Below are 15,469 nucleotides of genomic sequence, written 5' to 3' on the forward strand. Positions count from 1 at the left end.
ACTAGGTTGTGCAACACATAGTTGCGTGGCACCTGGTTGAGGGTTATCGTCGGACCCATGGCGACTCCTCGTCTCGACGACCAACTGTGTTTCGCGCTGTACGCCGCCTCGCGCGCGGTCATCGCCGCGCAACGCCCTGGGCTACGAGAACTCGGACTGACGTATCCGCAGTATCTGGTGATGCTGGTGATGTGGGAGGAACGGTCGGTGCCGGTCGGTCGGCTCTGTGAACGTCTGCACCTCGATTCCGGAACCGTGTCGCCACTGGTCCGAAGGCTCGAGGGGGCCGGTCTCGTCGAACGTCGGCGTTCGGTCGAGGACGAGCGGTCGATCATCGTCGAGCTGACGCCCGCCGGGTCGGCGTTGGGGGAGCGGTCGGATTGCGTTCTGGCGGCACTGCTGGAGGGTCTGACCGCGGCGGCCGACCAGTCCGTGCAGCCGGAGTTCGTTCCCGACGACGTCGTTCCGCTTCGATCGTTGCTCCACAACTTGATCGGAGAGCTCGACAGGCTCAACAACCTCGACACGTCCGACAAGACCGATAAGTCCGACAACAAGGGAGTATCAGCATGAACCATCTCTATACCGCCGAGGCGCTCGCCACCGGTGACGGCCGAAACGGGCACGGGCGCAGTGCCGATGGCCGTCTCGATCTCGATCTGGCCACGCCGAAGGAACTCGGCGGAAGCGGGGAGGGCACCAATCCCGAGGAACTGTTCGCGATCGGATATGCGGCGTGTTTTCACAGTGCACTGCGGATGGTGGCGCGGTCGGAGAAAGCCGACGTCACGGATTCGGCTGTGGGCGCACGGGTATCGCTGGATTCCGACGAGGCCGGGAAGTTCGGTATCTCCGTGGATCTGGAGATCAGCCTGCCCGCGGTGGACGCCGCCGCGGCCCGCGATCTGGTCGAGAAGGCGCATCAGGTGTGCCCGTACTCGAACGCGACCCGCGGCAACGTCGAGGTCACGCTCTCTCTGGCCGACGACTGAGAACGGGCCACCGATGACCTCGACGAGTAGTCTGCCAGCCCCATCCCCGATGCCCCAAACCCGTGGCCGTGCCGTCGCCCGAATCGCGTTGGGTGCTGTTCTCGCGCTTGCCGGCATCGGACACATGACATTCCAGCGCAACGAGTTCCAGGCGCAGGTGCCCGACTGGGTGCCCCTCGGCAAGGATGCCACCGTCCTGGCGTCAGGCGTGGTGGAGATCGGTCTGGGTGCGGCGCTCATCGCCCTGCCGAGGTACCGGCGGATCGTTGCCGGCATCGCGGCGCTGTTCTTCATCGCGGTGTTTCCGGGCAACATCCACCAATATGTTGCGCACATCGACGCTTTCGGACTCGATTCGGATGCCAAGCGATTGGGGCGCCTGTTCGGTCAACCGGTGCTGGTGCTGTGGGCACTGGCTGCCGGCGACTATGGGGCACGTAAGGGCCGATGATCTCCGACGGTCGCGATGATCAGTCGGGAACGCTTGCCGCCGCGTCGGCGCGTGGCCGCTGGCTGATCGTCGCGGCCGTTCTGGGTTCCGGCGTCGCGTTTCTCGACGGGACCGTGGTCAATGTCGCCTTGCCGGCGATCGCGCGCGACCTCGACACGGATCTGCGTGGGCAGCAATGGGTTCTGGACGGGTACATGCTGACCCTGAGCGCGCTGCTGCTGGCGGGTGGGGTGGCCGGTGACCGATACGGCAGGCGGGCGGTGTTCGTCGGCGGGCTCGTGGTGTTCGCGGTCGCGTCGGTGGGTTGCGCACTCGCTCCGAGTATCGAGTGCCTTGTCGTCGCCCGGCTCGTGCAGGGCCTGGGAGCGGCCGCCGTCGTTCCGGGCAGCCTCGCGTTGATCAACTCGGAGATCGCCCCCGACGATCGAGGTGCCGCGGTCGGCTTGTGGGCCGGGATGTCCGGGGCCACCACCGCGTTGGGGCCATTCGTCGGCGGGTGGCTCGTCGATTCGGTGTCGTGGCGTGGGGTGTTCTATCTGAGTGTCCCGCTGGCGCTGGGAGCGATATGGATTGCACTGCGCCATGTTCCGGAGTCGCGTGATCACACCGAGCATGCACGGCTCGACATGCTCGGCGCCCTCACCATGATTCTGGGGCTGGCCGGTGTCATCTACGCGCTGATCGAGGGGCCCGCCCGTGGCTGGTCCGCGCTGTCGGTCGGAGCCGCCGGTATCGGGTGCGCCGCGCTGGTCGTTTTCGTGATCGTCGAGCTGCGGGCGCGCGATCCGCTGTTGCCGCTGAGCCTGTTTCGGTCGCGTCAGTTCACCGGAGCCAATCTCACGACCCTGCTCGTCTACGCCGCGCTCGGCGGAGCACTGTTCCTGCTCGCCCTGCAGTTGCAGCAGAGCATGGGGTATTCGGCGTTGGAAGCGGGTGCTGCGATGTTCCCGAGTACGGTGATCATGCTGTTTGGGTCGCCGCTGTCGGGAAAGGTCGCGCAGCGCACCGGACCTCGACTTCCGATGACCGTGGGACCCCTTGTTGCCGCAGTAGGTCTGGGGCTGATGGCGCGTGTCATACCCGGAGTCGGATATCTCGGGGGTGTGTTGCCCGGGGTGGTGATGTTCGGGCTCGGTATGACGATCACGGTGGCGCCGTTGACCTCTGCCGCGTTGGCCGCTGTCGACGACAGCCGTGCGGGCACCGCCTCCGGCGTCAACAATGCAGTCGCCCGCCTCGCCGGTCTCCTCGCAGTCGCTGTTCTACCCGCAGTCGCCGGCCTCGACGCCGGACCCGGCCAGCCCCTCGGAAGCGGATTCCAGGCCGCCATGATCATCGCCGCAGCATGTTGCGCCGCAGGCGGTCTCGTCGCACTGCTGACCATTCGGAAAGGTACCGGCTTCCGCCCGCAAGTCATGCCCGCGGTCAACTCCGCATGCCAGGACGCCACGACTCGAACCGGATAACCACCGTGTGGGCGACAACCCTTCCCTCGATGGTCGACGCGCCCTCCCTCGATGGTCGAGGTGCGACGAGCGCAAGCGAGGAGCCTCGAGATCCGTTGAGCCACAGCTGGTTCCATCCCACAGCGAAACCCCGTCACCGCGGATAGGTGACAATCGCCTGCCCCGTCCGTCGACTCCGCCACTGCACCCTCCGATCCAGAAGGAGCGTCGGCACCCACTCGGCAAGATGCTTGCGTTGGTGATCGGCCCTACATAACGGGATGAGGTCACCGAGCACCGTCCACCCGCCAGCTTCGGGGTCGGTGTGGTTGAACGGCCGCCAATGATCAAGGTCGCACCGGTGTGACGGCATCCCGCAGTACGGAAACCGGCACCACGCATCGTTGGCCAGCACCTCAGCGCGCAAGGTGGCGCTGGGTGCATACGTCAATGCCCCAGGTGGTGGCACGGTATGACCACCGTGTCCGGTCGGATCCTTTCCGATGGTCGAGGTGCCGAGGAGCGCCAGCGACGAGGCCTCGAGACCCCGCTCGCCGATGAGTATCCGCACCTCCTTTCCAACCGAACCAGCACCGGCACAAGCGGTCTCGAGGCTCGCCGCACGCGGCTCCCACCTCGACCACCGGGGGAAGGGCAAGCGTCGGAAGGTGGAAGCGCTCGACCATCGGGGGAAGCGGCTATCGACCATCGGGGGAAGCGGCTATCGACCACCGGGGGAAGCGGGCTATCGGCTACCGGACGGGAGCGGCTCTCGACTACCGGAAGGGAGCGGCTGTCGACCACCGGGGAAGGAGTTCTCAAACGTTTGGAAAGCGGTGCGATGAGTTTTGTCGGTCCCGGTGGTCAACCTTGTGAGCAACTCACCAACGCAAGGGGGCCATCATGACCAGACGGCTGTTGTTTCTGCACGGTGCGGGCGGGTTTGTCGAGGACGCCACGCTCGCCGACGAACTCGGTGCCGCGCTCAACACGGAGGTCCGTTATCCGCGGATGCCCGCGGATGACATGTCCTACGAGAGCTGGGCGAGGCCCGTCCGTATCGCGCTCTCGCGCACGCGCGCCGACGACGTCGTCGTCGGTCATTCCTTCGGCGCGTCGATCCTCCTGCGGGTTCTCGCGGAGACGCCCCGACCGACCCCGGCGTCGGTCATGCTGTTGGCCATGCCCAACTGGGGCCCCGACGGCTGGGATCTCGCCGAATACGCACTCACGAGCCCACAGCCCTCGATCGCCGCTTCGTTGCACCACTGCCGCGATGACATGGTCGTCGGCGCCGATCACCTCGCCCTCAACGCGTCGCTGCTGCCATCGGCCCGCGTCCATGAATATCCCTCGGGTGGGCACCAATTCGATGGTCTGGCAGAGCAGATCGTTGCGGCCGGCAGCTGAGTGCGGAGTCACGACGGTCACGAGGTCCTCGGTTGTACCCGGCCGTCATCGGAGTTCAACGACTGCGCGTAGACCACACCGAGCGTCAGCAGGAGCAATCCGACGACGATGAAGGCGATGACCCGGAACAGCCCGTCGAGGGCGGCGAGGTCGAAGAGGAACAACTTGGCGACCGCGGCGGCGACGATCACCAGGCTCACCGTCACCGTGAGGGTGCGCGACGAGCCGTGGAGTCGACGAGCCCAGATGAGTCCGGCAGTGGCGGTCAGCACCCAGGTGATGGTCGCGACGGTGTGGCCCGCGCGGAATCCGCTGTCGCCTCCTCCGCTGATCGCGCCACCGAGGCCGACGCAGATCTCGGTGACCAGTGACAAAGAGATCAGGCTGCCGATGGTCCCGATGGTGGGCACGTCGCTGCGACGAACGCGGGCCCACGACCAGGTGAGCGTGGCCACCGCGGCAAGCGAGACCGCCGCGACGATCACCAACTGGGCCTGCGTGGTTGGCGGCAACGAGTTCCTGAGCACCATGCGATCGATGGCTCCGAGGGACATCGAGCCGAATAGCGCGAGGCCGGTGAACACGGTGCCGATGATCTGCATCTGCAACGCCAATCGGGTTGTGACACATGCACCAACAGAGACGACGAGGCCGACACCGGCCAGTCCGATGACCAATCCTGGGCCGTCGAGACCGGCCATCAGTGCACCGCAGGTGGCAACGGCACTCGCCGCCAACCACACCGTCCGTACCGCGGATGTGACACCGCGCAGGTGGCCGGTAGTCAGCGCCAGAGTCGCCAGAACGACGGCTGTCAGCGCCATCATGATCGAGGCGACCACCGGGCCTGCGATCGGAGTTGCCCCGAGCATCGGCACCAGAGTGGCGCTCGCGACCAGCGTCACGATCAGCGGTTGCGTCGAACTGCGGAGCAGGACAAGCGCCGAGCCCATCGCAAGGAGCGTGTTGACGCCCAGCGCGATGACGACGAACCACTGCACAGCATCCGGGGAGGTGAGCGCACCCTCGACCACCGCGTAACAGAGCGGGAGCGTGGCGACCGCGGTATTGGTTGCGAACATCGCAATCCAGTTACGTCCCAGCTGAATCCACAGGGTGGCCGCGGCGTAACTGAGCAGGAAGCCGACGAGCACGTCGTCGATACCACCGGTGATGAACGGCGCGAACGCCACCAGCGGGATGCTGACCATCAACGCCAGTGCCTGACTGTTCCACCAGTGCGCGATCCCGAGACCACCTGCGGCGATGACAGCCGCCAGGATGAGCGCGACGTAGTCGGGCACCCAGTGATAGATCGCGGTGATCGCCAGCACGTCGAACAGGGCAGTGGCCACGCCGGTGGCAACGAGAGCCGCAGCACCCGAACGTTTTCCGGAATCTCGGCCGAGAATGGCACCGATGCCGACGAGTGTGACAGCCAAGAGTGCGCCGCCGGCCACCCGCAGCTCCGGCCGGAGCAAGCCGGCCTGCGCGGCCAGAACCAGCAACAACACCACGCCGATCAGCGTGATCCCGACTCCGGCCGCGGCGAGGAGCTTGCCGACGAGTCCGCGTTCGGCGGCCTGCGAGATCCGTTCGGACATCGTCTTTCTCGGTGGTATCGGTGAACGATGGCCGGCCGGAGGATAGGGCGGACGGGATGGTATCGACTCAACCGGCATGGGGCTGAACGGCATCGGCCCAACCGGCATCGCGTACGGCGCAGGCAGCACCGGCTGATAGGTGGGGATCGCATAGGGCGCAGGCATGGGCTGATGGTGATGAGGCGGGGACGGGACGGCCTGCGGCGGAACCGGCTGTGGCGGAACCGGCTGTGGCGAGGGCTGCGCCGGGACAGGCGCGGCACCGAGGATGCTCTGCAGCGTCGTCATGTCGTCAGAGATGGAGGTCATGGAGCGGGCGATGTCGGCGAACTGGCCGCTGATCCGCTCGAGCACAGTGACTGTCGTGTCACTCTGCGCGGGCGTGGGCTCGCCGGGGGCAGGTGTGTGGTTCATGAGGACAACTGTGCTGGCGCGAAGGCTGCCGATCATGAGTAGATCTACCCGGATGCCGTGAGTGAAGCGCCGTTGACCTGCGGAGAAGCCTGGTCGGCGTCGTTCGGGCGGATGGTGCTCAGTCGTCGTCGAGGCCGTGTTCGATGGCGTACCGTGCCAATTCGACCCGGTTGGCCAGCTGCAGTTTCCGCAGGGTGGCGCCGACGTGGTTCTCGACGGTACGCGGGCTGATCGACAGCCTCGTGGCGATCTGCTTGGACGACAGCCCCTTGGCGACCTCACGCAGCACCTGGGTCTCCCGGTCGGTCAGCACGGGGGTGTCGGGGCCCGGATCGCGCGCGATCCGCCTATATTCGCCGAGCACCAATCCGGCCAGGCCGGGCGTGAACACGGCCTGCCCTTCGGCGGTCGCGCGGACCGCCGCCACCAGTTCGTCGCGGTGAGCGCTCTTGACGAGATAGCCGGTGGCACCGGCCTTGACGGCGTCGAGGACGTCGTCGCGTTCGTCGGACGCCGAGAGCACCAACACCCGGGCACCCGGGCAGACGACGAGGAGTTCGGTGGTCGCTTGTGCGCCACTGCCGTCGGGCATCTGCATGTCCATCAGCACCACGTCGGGCTGGACCGCCGCGGCGCGGGCGGTGGCCGCGCGGACGCCGTCGGCGGTGGCGACCACCTCGAATCCTTCGTCGGTCAGGTCGCGGGCGACCCCGTCGCGCCACATCGGGTGATCATCGACCACCATCACACGTACCGTCATCGCCGCCTGCCTTTCTCCACCGGGATCGTCAGTTCCCACTCGGTTCCCGTGCCCGGCGCCGAATGTAGTTGGGCCCTACCACCGAGGTGCTCGATGCGTCCGACGATCGAACGATCGATCCCCATCCGTCCTTCACTTCTCGCTTGGGCGAGCCGGCCCGGTGCGATCCCCACCCCGGTGTCGCGGACGCTGATGATCACCTCGTCGTCGAGGTCCTCGAGAAGTACATAACTGTGCGCCTCGGGTCCGGCGTGCAGTGCTGAATTGGTGAGGATGTTGTCGATGGCCGACATCACCTCGGCGAGAACCGTTGCCGGTAGTGGAACCGGATCGGGCGGTGCGCTGACCGACACCCCGTCGGCGGCCAACGCTTGCAGCGCTGCACCGAGATCGGTCTGCGTGTCGGAGTCGCCGTCGGCCGGCCGCGCTGCGATCAGCCGGCGCAGGCGCTGCTCCTGCTGGGCGGCGAGCGCCGCGAGTTGCGCTGTCTCACCACCGATCTCGGCTCCTCGTCGGGCGACCAGTGCCAGCACCTGCAGCACGCCGTCGTGCACCTCACGGGCAAGGCGTTCGCGTTCGGCGGCCTGCGCGGCCGCGCGGATCGCGGTGGTCAGCCGTTCATGGGTGACGCGCGCCCGCGACGCGGCGAGCCCGATCGCCATGCCGGTCATCAACAGCAGCAGCGCGGTCGCGTTGCGGCCGAAGTTGAGGATGATCTCGCCCTTCACATAGAAGTTGGTCAGCCCCACCGCGGCTCCGCCCAGAAGCCCCCACCACGGCCCGCCCAGAAGTGCGCTGGAGAGAACACAATTGGTCATCCAGAGGGTCGTCGGCCAGGTCTGGTTGTTCGCCACCCAGGCCATGTCGGCGACGTAGGAGGTCGACAGCATCATCACCGCCGATACCGCGACTTCCGACGCCACGAACCACCAGCGCCGGCCGAATCCCACGAGATAGCCTGCCGCCCAACAGATGTTGGCGACGGCCAACAAGCCGAACAGCGCCCACGTCAGTCCCGGCCGATCCAGGTCGTGGTTCACGACGATCTGAAAACCCAGCGCGTAGCAGAAGGATGCGAGCCGGAAGATCTGCGCGGCCCGCCACAGCGGGCCGACGGGATCGAGGTCGTCGACGCGTAGCCATGGTGGGAAGATGCGGTCGAGGCCGGTGGAGACAGGGGTGACCGATTGCGGTGACTTCGGCATCCTCACCCCGCAGGTACTGGTGGTCCCGGCCGTGTGCACACGACCATCGTGGTGCGACCAATCCTAGGGCATGTCTCCCAATTCCCTTTGCGCGTCTTTGCGGCTCGATGGCCCCCTGGCGGCGTTGTCGTTGGTCACGATAGCTCCGCTATCGCTCCCTCCTCCGCCTTGCCAGGAAACCATCGACCTCGCAAATCCATCGCAGAGGAATTGGGAGACACGCCCTAGCCATCGCCGACCGGCGGAACTGACCGCCGTCAGGTCAGCAGGCCACGGGCGTACCAGTCGTCGGCCGAGCGGACGCCGGGCACCACGAAGAAATAGCCGCCCCCGAACGGCTGCACGTAGTCGATGAGGGGCTCGCCGACGAGGCGCAACTGGATCGTCTCGAACTGGCGCACCACGTCTTGCTGATAGGCGAGGAAGACATGGCCGGCCTGGATGTTGCCGTTCGGGTCGACGCCCAGATCGTAGTTGTAGGAGCGGCGGATGAGGCGCTGGTTCTCGGTGGCCGGTGTGCGAGGGTTGGCGATGCGAATGTGCGCGTCGAGCGGGATGACGGTGCCCTTTGGGTCGGCCGCATAGTTCGGTGTGTCGAACTCGGCGTTGCCGTCCAGTGGTGCGCCGGTGTCTCGGCGGCGGCCGAACATGTTCTCCTGCTCGTTGATCGACACGCGGTCCCAGAATTCGACGAGCATCCGGATCAGTCGCACCACCTGGTAACTGCCACCTCGAGCCCACCGCGGTTCGCGCGGATCGTCCACCCACACCAGCGATTGCGCCTCGGACCCGGTCGGATTGGCGGTACCGTCCTTGAACCCCAACAGGTTCCGTGCCGTTCCCGAAGGACGCGGCGGCGAGTTGTATCCCTCGATCTTCCACCGGATCTGCATCGCCCCGCGGGTGTGACGGGTGATGTCGCGGATCGCGTGATGAATGGTGTCGGGGTGATTGGCGCACAGTTGCAACGAGAGGTCGCCGTGCATCCACGCCGGATCTGGGGAGTCATCGGGAAAGATCCGCATCGGCTTGAGCTGCACCGGTTTCGACGACGCCAGGCCGAACCGCTCGTCGAACAGACTCGCACCGAGGCCCAGCGTGGTGGTCAGCCCGTCGGCGGGCATCTGCGGGCCCAGCAGGTCGGAATCCGAGGGCGGTGCCGACACCCCGGCATCGGTCGGTGCGCCGCCTGCGGTGAGGGTGCGGGCACGGGTGGTCAGCGTCTTCATGAGATCGACGAGGTCGGCGCGCGAGGTGCCCTCGACGACGTCGAAGGCGGCGACGGCCGAGAACGCCTGCTTGTCGGCCGGCTCCGGTGTGAGGACTCCCGACTGATGCTCGGAATGGAAAGGATACGAATCACTTTCGGACGGACCGGAGTGCGCCGAGCGAGCATCGGCGGCGACGCCACCGGCGATCAGGCCTGCGGTCAACGCGGTACCTGCGGTTCCGGCGGCCGCGCCACGCAGGAAGCTCCGTCGGTTCACCGCGGAGGGGCTGGGGTCGAAATGCTTGCGCATGTGGGGTTCTCGGCTCTCGCTACAACGAAGTCGGAATCAGGTCGGTGTCGGTCACGAGCTGGGCGGGACCTCGAGCAGCCCGGGCTCGTTGGACAACGACTGCAGTACGGCGCCCAGCGCGGCGTTGACCTGCTGGCGTTGGGCCAGGGTCACCGTGTCGCTGGGCTGCCAGCCGTCGGGGGTCCGGGTGGTGTTCAGTGCGGCGTCGAGGGTGTCGAGACCTCGGGTGATGGTGGCGACCAAACCGGGGTCGCGGGCCTGCACCAGCGGGGCGACCTCGGCGAGCACCACGCGCGTGACCTGGGTGTCGGCGGAGGTGGCCGCATAGGCGGTGTGCGAGCCCAGATCGTCGATCCCGGAAAGGTGGTCGCGTTGGGCATCCTCGAGGATCTCGTGGACCCGGATGGGCAGGTTGGTCGGATCACCGGCCTCGTCGTCGGTGGTCAGATTCTGCTGGACGACGCCGATGTCGGTGGTCAATTGGTCGATCACCGGCAGCAGCTGGGACGGACCCTGACCGTGGTAGAGGCCGTACTCGACGCGGTGCAGTCCGGTGAAACCGGGATCGTTCACCCCGTCGGGAAGACCATCGGGCAATCCGTCGACGGCCTGGCCCTTGTCGCCGAAGCTGTCGTAGGAGGCACCAACCCTTTCCCAGTCGAGTTGCGCGGTCAGCCAATCTCTTTGGGCGCCGGCGAGATCTCCGGATGCCACCGCCGAGCGCAGGGTGGCGACGTCGCCTGCCAGGGTCGTCAGCGTCTGCGCGGCATATGCCTGATAGGCATTGTTGGGGCCGGTGAGGTCGGCGGTGGTGACCGGTTTGACGGCAAGGACATTCGCGACGTCGTGCCCGGTCACCGTCACCGCTGCGCTGCGGGTGGTGCCCCCCGGCATCAGACACACGAACGAGTACGTCCCCGACCCGAACGTGGCCGTGAGAGTGGCGGTGGTCCCCGGCCCGAGAGTCTCGATCTCACCGACGACACCACCGGATGCGTCATCGAGGTTGATCTCCCCGGCGTGCGACGACTTGTTCGCCACGTCGATGCTCTGGGTACCCGAATGCGCCGAATTCCATTCGTGCGCACAACTGTCGGCGGTGATCGTCACGGTGGTGTCGGTCGATGTGGGAGTGGGGAGGGCGAGGATGACCACGACGGCGACGAGCACCGGAACCGCGATCAGTGTCAGGGTGACCGGGAGGGTGCGTTGCTGGGCCCACCGTTCCCACCGTGGCGGTGCCGGCTCGGTGGTGTCGCGCGCGGCGGGATTCTCCTCGGAGGTGCTCGCGGCGGCCGGGACAACGGCGCCGGCGCGCACGAACATCGTCAGCACCACCACGAGGTAGACGGCCCACGCCACGATCTGCAGCACCGTCATCTTGGGGGTGAGCTCGGTGGTTCCGCTGATCAGCGTCACCCACCAGGAGGTGGGATCGATGTGGGCCGTCAGATCGAAGGCGACCCACGAGCTTCCGGGTAGGAGTCCGGCATCTTGCAGGTCGCCGAGACCGTAGGCGAGGACGCCCGCCGCGATGACGATCAGCGCCAGTGCCGTCCAGTTGAAGAACTTGCCGAGGTCGAGGTGAATCGCTCGCCGATAGAGCAACCAGCACAACGTGATTGCGATGGAAATTCCGATGGCGGCGCCGATCAACGGCGCGACCGTCGATCCCGACGCCTTGACCGCGGTCCACAGGAACAGCGTCGTCTCGAGACCCTCGCGGCCGACGGCGAAGAACGCGGTCAGCGTGAGCGCGCCCGCGCCGATGGCCAGGGCGCGGTCGACGTCGCCGCGCAGTTGCCCCGACAGCGAGCGAGCGGTCTTGCGCATCCAGAAGATCATCCCGGTCACCAGGACGACCGCGACCACACTGAGCGCGCCGCCGATCGCCTCCTGCGCCGAACTCGACAGGATGGTGGTCGAGTAGGTGAGTACCGCCGCGAAGCTGCCCGCCAGTGAAACCGCACCGAGAACGCCGAGCCAGATTGCGGCGGTCGAGACCTGCCGTGTGGCGGGGAGAGTGGCATTGGCCTTGTGCAGGGCGGCGAGCAGGATGCTGACGACCAGTCCGGCCTCGAGTCCTTCCCGGAGTCCGATCAGCAGATTCGGCACCGCGTCAGCCCAGTTCATGAGAAAGAAAGGTATGCCTTGGCTGCCCTTCGTGGGGTAAGGATTGCCTGAGATCATTCTCACCAATTGCACTGCGGCGTAGAGTGATTGGGAGAACTGCGACAATTCGACCCAGCTCTTTGGGGCTACTTTTCCAGCGGTTTACCGACCCTTGGATATTGGGAGATCGGAGTCGAGATGAACAGGGTGATCGTCCGGTGTGATCGAGGCGCCTACTATTCGACGATCTGGTGGCCGTTGGGCTCGTTCAAGGCCGCGCGGTTCGGGCCGATGCGCGTGCAGCGTTGCCCCGTGCATCATGCGTGGGAGAAGACGCGGCGGGTCGATCCGTCGCAATTGTCCGACGACGTGGTGGCGTCTGCGCGAGCCACGACCGACTGGCCGATCCCGTAGGCGTGTTTGTCCTCGGGTCGCGTCTCGGGGACGACGGGGTCACGATTCGATTAGTCGAGTTAACGATCGTGAAGCCACGGCCGATACTCAGCGCATGAACAGCACACGGAGGAACCGGCTGGTAGCCGGAGCGCTCACGGTCGCGTCTGCGGCGGGAATGCTGATCGGCGCAGGTACCGCGTCGGCTGACGACACCCTCGGTCGGCTCGATGACCGCACTTGTCAGGGTGTCAGTCCCAACATCGTCGATCTGCCCTACACGGTGGGAATCCACGCTCAGCAGGCCCAGAAACCGATCATCCACAACAGTGTGACGCTGTACTTGACCAAGCCGGTGACGTTCCTCGCCCCCTACTCGGCCGGCGGCACCCTCACCTGGCGGAATCCGGTGACCGGACAGCACGGAACGCAACGATTCTCCGACTCGATCCTGCGGTACCAGCTACTGATGCCGTTCGCCGACATGTCGAGCATGCCGACGCTCTACCTCCACCCCGGGGTGGGCCCGCTCGACGTGTCGATCACAGCCCAACCCAAGGGGTTGGTGCCTGTTGCGCCGGTGACGTGCACCGTGCGGTTCACGGTGATCTGACGGGCGGGCTCAGGCCGACTGTGCGGCCAGAGCCTTCTTGCGGCGTGAGAGGACGCCGAAGGCGCCGCCGACCGATGCCAGCAGCGCGGCGAGACCGACCTTCTCGTGTGCGAGCGGGTGCTTGACGACGGCGTCCAGCGAGTAGCGCCCCGGTCCGGTCAGAACGATTGCAGCAGAGGACAATCCGAGTACTGCGGGATACTCGAAACCGCCGTTCTGCGAGAAGAACCCGCTCGGGCGGTGGACGTCGGCGGCGGCGATCATCGCCGCGGTCCCGACGGCCGCCGCAACCCGGGTGCCCGCACCGAGCACGACGAGTCCGCCCGCAGCCTCACTGATGCCGGCGGCCACCGCCGACGGCTTGGCCGGCTCGAAGCCCATCTTCTCCATCCCGGCGGCGGTGCCGTCGATGCCGGGGCCGCCGAACCATCCGGCGAGTTTCTGGGTGCCGTGGGCGAACAACGTGGCACCCACCGCGACACGCAGGGTCAGCAGGCCGGCATCGAGTGCCCGGGAATTCTTCGAGGTACGAGGCATGGGTGTTTCACCTTCCTAACGTTTGGTCTAACAGGACTCTAGTCCGTTTACTTGGAGGCGTCGTCCCCGGGGTGGGAAGGGCCTTGGATGGACGCGGGCACAATCGGCACCATGAGCAACATCGAGCCGATCCAGGACCTGTCCGGACTCGTCGGGCATCGCTTCATCTACACCTACTCCAATGGGTGGCAGTACGAGATGTACGTGAAGAACGCGTCGACGATCGACTACCGCATTCATTCGGGGATGGTGGGTGGCCGGTGGGTGAAGGATCAACGCGTGGACCTCGTGCAGCTCGACGACGACGTGTACAAGGTGTCCTGGAACGAGCCAACCGGAACGAGCGTCGTCGTCAACGTCCTGCCGAGAAAGCGCAGACTGCACGGAACGATCTTCTTCCCACGATGGGTCGAGGAGAACGGCTCCGCCACCGTCGTGTTCCAGAACGACCACCTCGACGAGATGCGCGCCCTGCGCGACGCCGGGCCCACCTATCCGATATTCGTCGTGCCCGAGTTCGCCCGGATCACCCTGTTCGAATTCGTCGGCGCCGACGACGAGTCGGTGATTTCGGTGGCACCGGGAGAGTTGCCCGAAGGCTTTGCCGATCGGACGAATTGAGTCCAATCGGAGATTGTGACGGCAATATCGCGTCGGTTCTGAGCCGGATCAACCATCGAGCCGAAGCCATTGACGTCACGCGCCTCTAACCTGGTCCCATGCATGAGCAGCCGACCGAGGAAATCCGCGCCGTCGTGCAGCGGGTCACCGGCTACCGGTTCCGCTCCCGCTTTCATCTGCGACGGCACGAGCAGGCCATCGTCGCCCGAGACGGCATGAAACTCATCCGGATTCACGCGGCCGATCTGCTGCGTGCCCGACTTGCGCCGGCGCATCCCCGTAACGACGGAAAACAGACGCCGTGGGGTGGTCACCCGGTGTTTCGCGCGCAGCACGCCACCGGAACCTGTTGTCGGGGTTGCCTTTACCGACTCCACGGGATCGCGGCGGGGCGCGCGTTGACGGCCGCGGAACTCGACTACGTCTGTGACGTGGTGTGCTGCTGGATCGGTATGGAGATGGCGGATGGGCCTGCTGTGTCACCTCCGCCGGTCCCGGGTCGGCGCTCGGCGCGGAGTTCGGGACAGGGGACGTTGTTTTGAGGTGGCGCGTCGATCCCCTGGAGGTGTGTCGACTTCGGCGATGTGTGTCCTGCAGGACACACGAACGCCAGGTCGGCACACGTTTGCCTCCGGCGAGGGGTGACGATGGACGATGAGACGACCGGCGCTGCAATGGCCGGCGAATTTTATACCGAGACACTCGATTACGATGGTGGCCGGGCCGTCACGGTGTATATCCCGCCGACGAAGCCGGAGGCCATCGTTTTCACCGGCGACGGCCAGTCCACCCGGCGTCGGGTGCAAGCGCTCGACGCGGGCGCCGCCGAATCCACCATGGTGGTCGGCACTCACCGCTCGGCGGATGAAACGGTGCGTCTGCAGGAATATTCGCCGCCGATCGCGCCGGAACGGTTCGCTGCACATGAGAGATTCTTCGTCGGCGACGTACGACGATGGGTGGCGTCGCGGTTCGGTGTGGACCTGCCGCCGGAGCGGACTGCCGTGTTCGGGGTCTCCGCCGGGGCGGAACTGGCTCTGGCTATTGGGCTTCGGCACCCGTCGATCTACGGCGTCGTGCTCGGCGCGTCGCCCGGTGCCGGTTACCGCCCGCCGGTGACCATGCCGGTGCAACTGCCGCGCGTGTATCTCGTCGCGGGCACCTCGGAACCGTTCTTCCTCGAGAACGCTGCGCGATGGGCGACGGCACTTCACGGAGCCGGAGCGGACGTCGTCATGTATGAGCGGGACGGATCGCACGGTGGGGCGTTCTGGAATACGGAACTCTCGCTGATGGTCCGGTGGGCGTTCGGGCGGTGAGTTCTCCGCGCTGTCGGCCTCCCCGGGATGCCTCGAGCAGGGTCGGAGGGCGGGTCGATCCCTGAATGTGGGT

16 protein-coding genes and 1 pseudogene are annotated in these 15,469 nt (G+C 66.4%); 10 read left to right on the top strand and 7 right to left on the bottom strand.

Going from position 1 to position 15,469, the window contains the following annotated elements:
- Positions 1–57: 57 nt before the first annotated feature.
- From QNM97_RS26000 to QNM97_RS26015, 4 genes are read left to right on the top strand one after another with little or no spacing between them, the layout of a single operon-like run.
- Entirely contained in the window at positions 58–573 is a 516-nt protein-coding gene (locus QNM97_RS26000) for a MarR family winged helix-turn-helix transcriptional regulator (RefSeq protein ID WP_283820955.1), read from the top strand.
- On the top strand, positions 570–992 hold the full coding sequence (locus QNM97_RS26005; RefSeq protein WP_283820956.1) for an organic hydroperoxide resistance protein: 423 nt from the start codon (positions 570–572) through the stop codon (positions 990–992). Before QNM97_RS26000 ends, QNM97_RS26005 begins: the two co-directional genes overlap by 4 nt.
- A 49-nt stretch (positions 993–1,041) precedes the next feature.
- Positions 1,042–1,443 (top strand): DoxX family protein, encoded by a 402-nt coding sequence (locus tag QNM97_RS26010; RefSeq protein ID WP_283820957.1) that lies wholly within the window; start codon positions 1,042–1,044, stop codon positions 1,441–1,443.
- Complete coding sequence (locus QNM97_RS26015; RefSeq protein ID WP_283820958.1) at positions 1,440–2,909, top strand: DHA2 family efflux MFS transporter permease subunit; 1,470 nt, start codon at positions 1,440–1,442, stop codon at positions 2,907–2,909. The genes QNM97_RS26010 and QNM97_RS26015 overlap by 4 nt, the downstream gene beginning before the upstream one ends.
- Positions 2,910–3,042: 133 nt before the next feature.
- Here the strand turns inward: QNM97_RS26015 and QNM97_RS26020 are convergent.
- A pseudogene (locus QNM97_RS26020) lies at positions 3,043–3,384 on the bottom strand (HNH endonuclease signature motif containing protein); the annotation flags it as partial.
- Positions 3,385–3,791: 407 nt separating this feature from the next.
- Between QNM97_RS26020 and QNM97_RS26025 the strand changes: the two are divergent.
- The gene (locus tag QNM97_RS26025; RefSeq protein ID WP_283820959.1) at positions 3,792–4,298 is read left to right on the top strand and encodes an alpha/beta fold hydrolase; all 507 of its coding nucleotides are present in this window, start codon (positions 3,792–3,794) and stop codon (positions 4,296–4,298) included.
- Between the two features lie 17 nt (positions 4,299–4,315).
- Here QNM97_RS26025 and QNM97_RS26030 read toward each other — a convergent pair whose 3' ends face one another.
- From QNM97_RS26030 to efeU, 5 genes are all read right to left on the bottom strand, one after another.
- The gene (locus tag QNM97_RS26030) at positions 4,316–6,316 is read right to left on the bottom strand and encodes a DUF2339 domain-containing protein (protein ID WP_283820960.1); all 2,001 of its coding nucleotides are present in this window, start codon (positions 6,314–6,316) and stop codon (positions 4,316–4,318) included.
- Positions 6,317–6,434: 118 nt separating this feature from the next.
- Entirely contained in the window at positions 6,435–7,076 is a 642-nt protein-coding gene (locus QNM97_RS26035; protein WP_283820961.1) for a response regulator, read from the bottom strand.
- Positions 7,073–8,281: a MacS family sensor histidine kinase gene (gene macS / locus QNM97_RS26040; RefSeq protein ID WP_283820962.1), complete on the bottom strand. Its 1,209-nt coding sequence runs from the start codon at positions 8,279–8,281 to the stop codon at positions 7,073–7,075. The genes QNM97_RS26035 and macS overlap by 4 nt, the downstream gene beginning before the upstream one ends.
- 257 nt (positions 8,282–8,538) lie before the next feature.
- The gene (gene efeB, locus QNM97_RS26045; RefSeq protein WP_283820963.1) at positions 8,539–9,801 is read right to left on the bottom strand and encodes an iron uptake transporter deferrochelatase/peroxidase subunit; all 1,263 of its coding nucleotides are present in this window, start codon (positions 9,799–9,801) and stop codon (positions 8,539–8,541) included.
- A gap of 51 nt (positions 9,802–9,852) precedes the next feature.
- Complete coding sequence (gene efeU, locus QNM97_RS26050) at positions 9,853–11,934, bottom strand: iron uptake transporter permease EfeU (protein ID WP_283820964.1); 2,082 nt, start codon at positions 11,932–11,934, stop codon at positions 9,853–9,855.
- A 177-nt stretch (positions 11,935–12,111) separates the two neighbouring features.
- Between efeU and QNM97_RS26055 the strand changes: the two genes are divergently transcribed.
- Together QNM97_RS26055 and QNM97_RS26060 are read left to right on the top strand one after the other, a co-directional pair.
- A complete protein-coding gene (locus tag QNM97_RS26055; RefSeq protein WP_283820965.1) occupies positions 12,112–12,327 on the top strand; it encodes a hypothetical protein in 216 nt (71 codons plus the stop codon).
- Positions 12,328–12,421: 94 nt separating this feature from the next.
- The gene (locus tag QNM97_RS26060) at positions 12,422–12,919 is read left to right on the top strand and encodes a hypothetical protein (protein WP_283820966.1); all 498 of its coding nucleotides are present in this window, start codon (positions 12,422–12,424) and stop codon (positions 12,917–12,919) included.
- A gap of 9 nt (positions 12,920–12,928) precedes the next feature.
- On the opposite strand, the gene QNM97_RS26065 is transcribed toward QNM97_RS26060, so the two are convergent.
- On the bottom strand, positions 12,929–13,456 hold the full coding sequence (locus QNM97_RS26065) for a DoxX family protein (protein ID WP_283820967.1): 528 nt from the start codon (positions 13,454–13,456) through the stop codon (positions 12,929–12,931).
- Positions 13,457–13,567: 111 nt separating this feature from the next.
- Here QNM97_RS26065 and QNM97_RS26070 point away from each other — a divergent pair, with 111 nt between their 5' ends.
- The 3 genes from QNM97_RS26070 to QNM97_RS26080 all read left to right on the top strand — a co-directional run bounded on the left by QNM97_RS26070 (position 13,568) and on the right by QNM97_RS26080 (position 15,396).
- Positions 13,568–14,077, top strand: coding sequence for a phenolic acid decarboxylase (locus QNM97_RS26070; RefSeq protein ID WP_502874963.1), 510 nt, complete (start codon positions 13,568–13,570; stop codon positions 14,075–14,077).
- 98 nt (positions 14,078–14,175) lie between these two features.
- Complete coding sequence (locus QNM97_RS26075; protein WP_283820968.1) at positions 14,176–14,619, top strand: DUF4186 domain-containing protein; 444 nt, start codon at positions 14,176–14,178, stop codon at positions 14,617–14,619.
- Positions 14,620–14,724: 105 nt separating this feature from the next.
- Positions 14,725–15,396, top strand: a complete 672-nt coding sequence (locus QNM97_RS26080; protein WP_283820969.1) for an alpha/beta hydrolase — start codon at positions 14,725–14,727, stop codon at positions 15,394–15,396.
- Positions 15,397–15,469: the final 73 nt, after the last annotated feature.

The sequence above is a fragment of the Gordonia sp. L191 genome (assembly GCF_030077625.1).
GTDB classification, from domain to species: Bacteria; Actinomycetota; Actinomycetes; order Mycobacteriales; family Mycobacteriaceae; genus Gordonia; species Gordonia polyisoprenivorans_A.

Excerpts from the sequence above, each read along its gene's own strand:
- QNM97_RS26060 (WP_283820966.1), top strand. The coding sequence starts at position 12,422 with ATGAACAGCACACGGAGGAACCGGCTGGTAGCCGGAGCGCTCACGGTC.
- QNM97_RS26025 (WP_283820959.1), top strand. The coding sequence starts at position 3,792 with ATGACCAGACGGCTGTTGTTTCTGCACGGTGCGGGCGGGTTTGTCGAG.
- QNM97_RS26010 (WP_283820957.1), top strand. The coding sequence starts at position 1,042 with ATGCCCCAAACCCGTGGCCGTGCCGTCGCCCGAATCGCGTTGGGTGCT.
- macS (WP_283820962.1), bottom strand. The coding sequence starts at position 8,281 with ATGCCGAAGTCACCGCAATCGGTCACCCCTGTCTCCACCGGCCTCGAC.
- QNM97_RS26055 (WP_283820965.1), top strand. The coding sequence starts at position 12,112 with ATGAACAGGGTGATCGTCCGGTGTGATCGAGGCGCCTACTATTCGACG.
- efeU (WP_283820964.1), bottom strand. The coding sequence starts at position 11,934 with ATGAACTGGGCTGACGCGGTGCCGAATCTGCTGATCGGACTCCGGGAA.
- QNM97_RS26005 (WP_283820956.1), top strand. The coding sequence starts at position 570 with ATGAACCATCTCTATACCGCCGAGGCGCTCGCCACCGGTGACGGCCGA.
- QNM97_RS26035 (WP_283820961.1), bottom strand. The coding sequence starts at position 7,076 with ATGACGGTACGTGTGATGGTGGTCGATGATCACCCGATGTGGCGCGAC.
- QNM97_RS26000 (WP_283820955.1), top strand. The coding sequence starts at position 58 with ATGGCGACTCCTCGTCTCGACGACCAACTGTGTTTCGCGCTGTACGCC.
- QNM97_RS26065 (WP_283820967.1), bottom strand. The coding sequence starts at position 13,456 with ATGCCTCGTACCTCGAAGAATTCCCGGGCACTCGATGCCGGCCTGCTG.
- QNM97_RS26080 (WP_283820969.1), top strand. The coding sequence starts at position 14,725 with ATGGACGATGAGACGACCGGCGCTGCAATGGCCGGCGAATTTTATACC.
- QNM97_RS26070 (WP_502874963.1), top strand. The coding sequence starts at position 13,568 with ATGAGCAACATCGAGCCGATCCAGGACCTGTCCGGACTCGTCGGGCAT.
- QNM97_RS26075 (WP_283820968.1), top strand. The coding sequence starts at position 14,176 with ATGCATGAGCAGCCGACCGAGGAAATCCGCGCCGTCGTGCAGCGGGTC.
- QNM97_RS26015 (WP_283820958.1), top strand. The coding sequence starts at position 1,440 with ATGATCTCCGACGGTCGCGATGATCAGTCGGGAACGCTTGCCGCCGCG.
- efeB (WP_283820963.1), bottom strand. The coding sequence starts at position 9,801 with ATGCGCAAGCATTTCGACCCCAGCCCCTCCGCGGTGAACCGACGGAGC.
- QNM97_RS26030 (WP_283820960.1), bottom strand. The coding sequence starts at position 6,316 with ATGAACCACACACCTGCCCCCGGCGAGCCCACGCCCGCGCAGAGTGAC.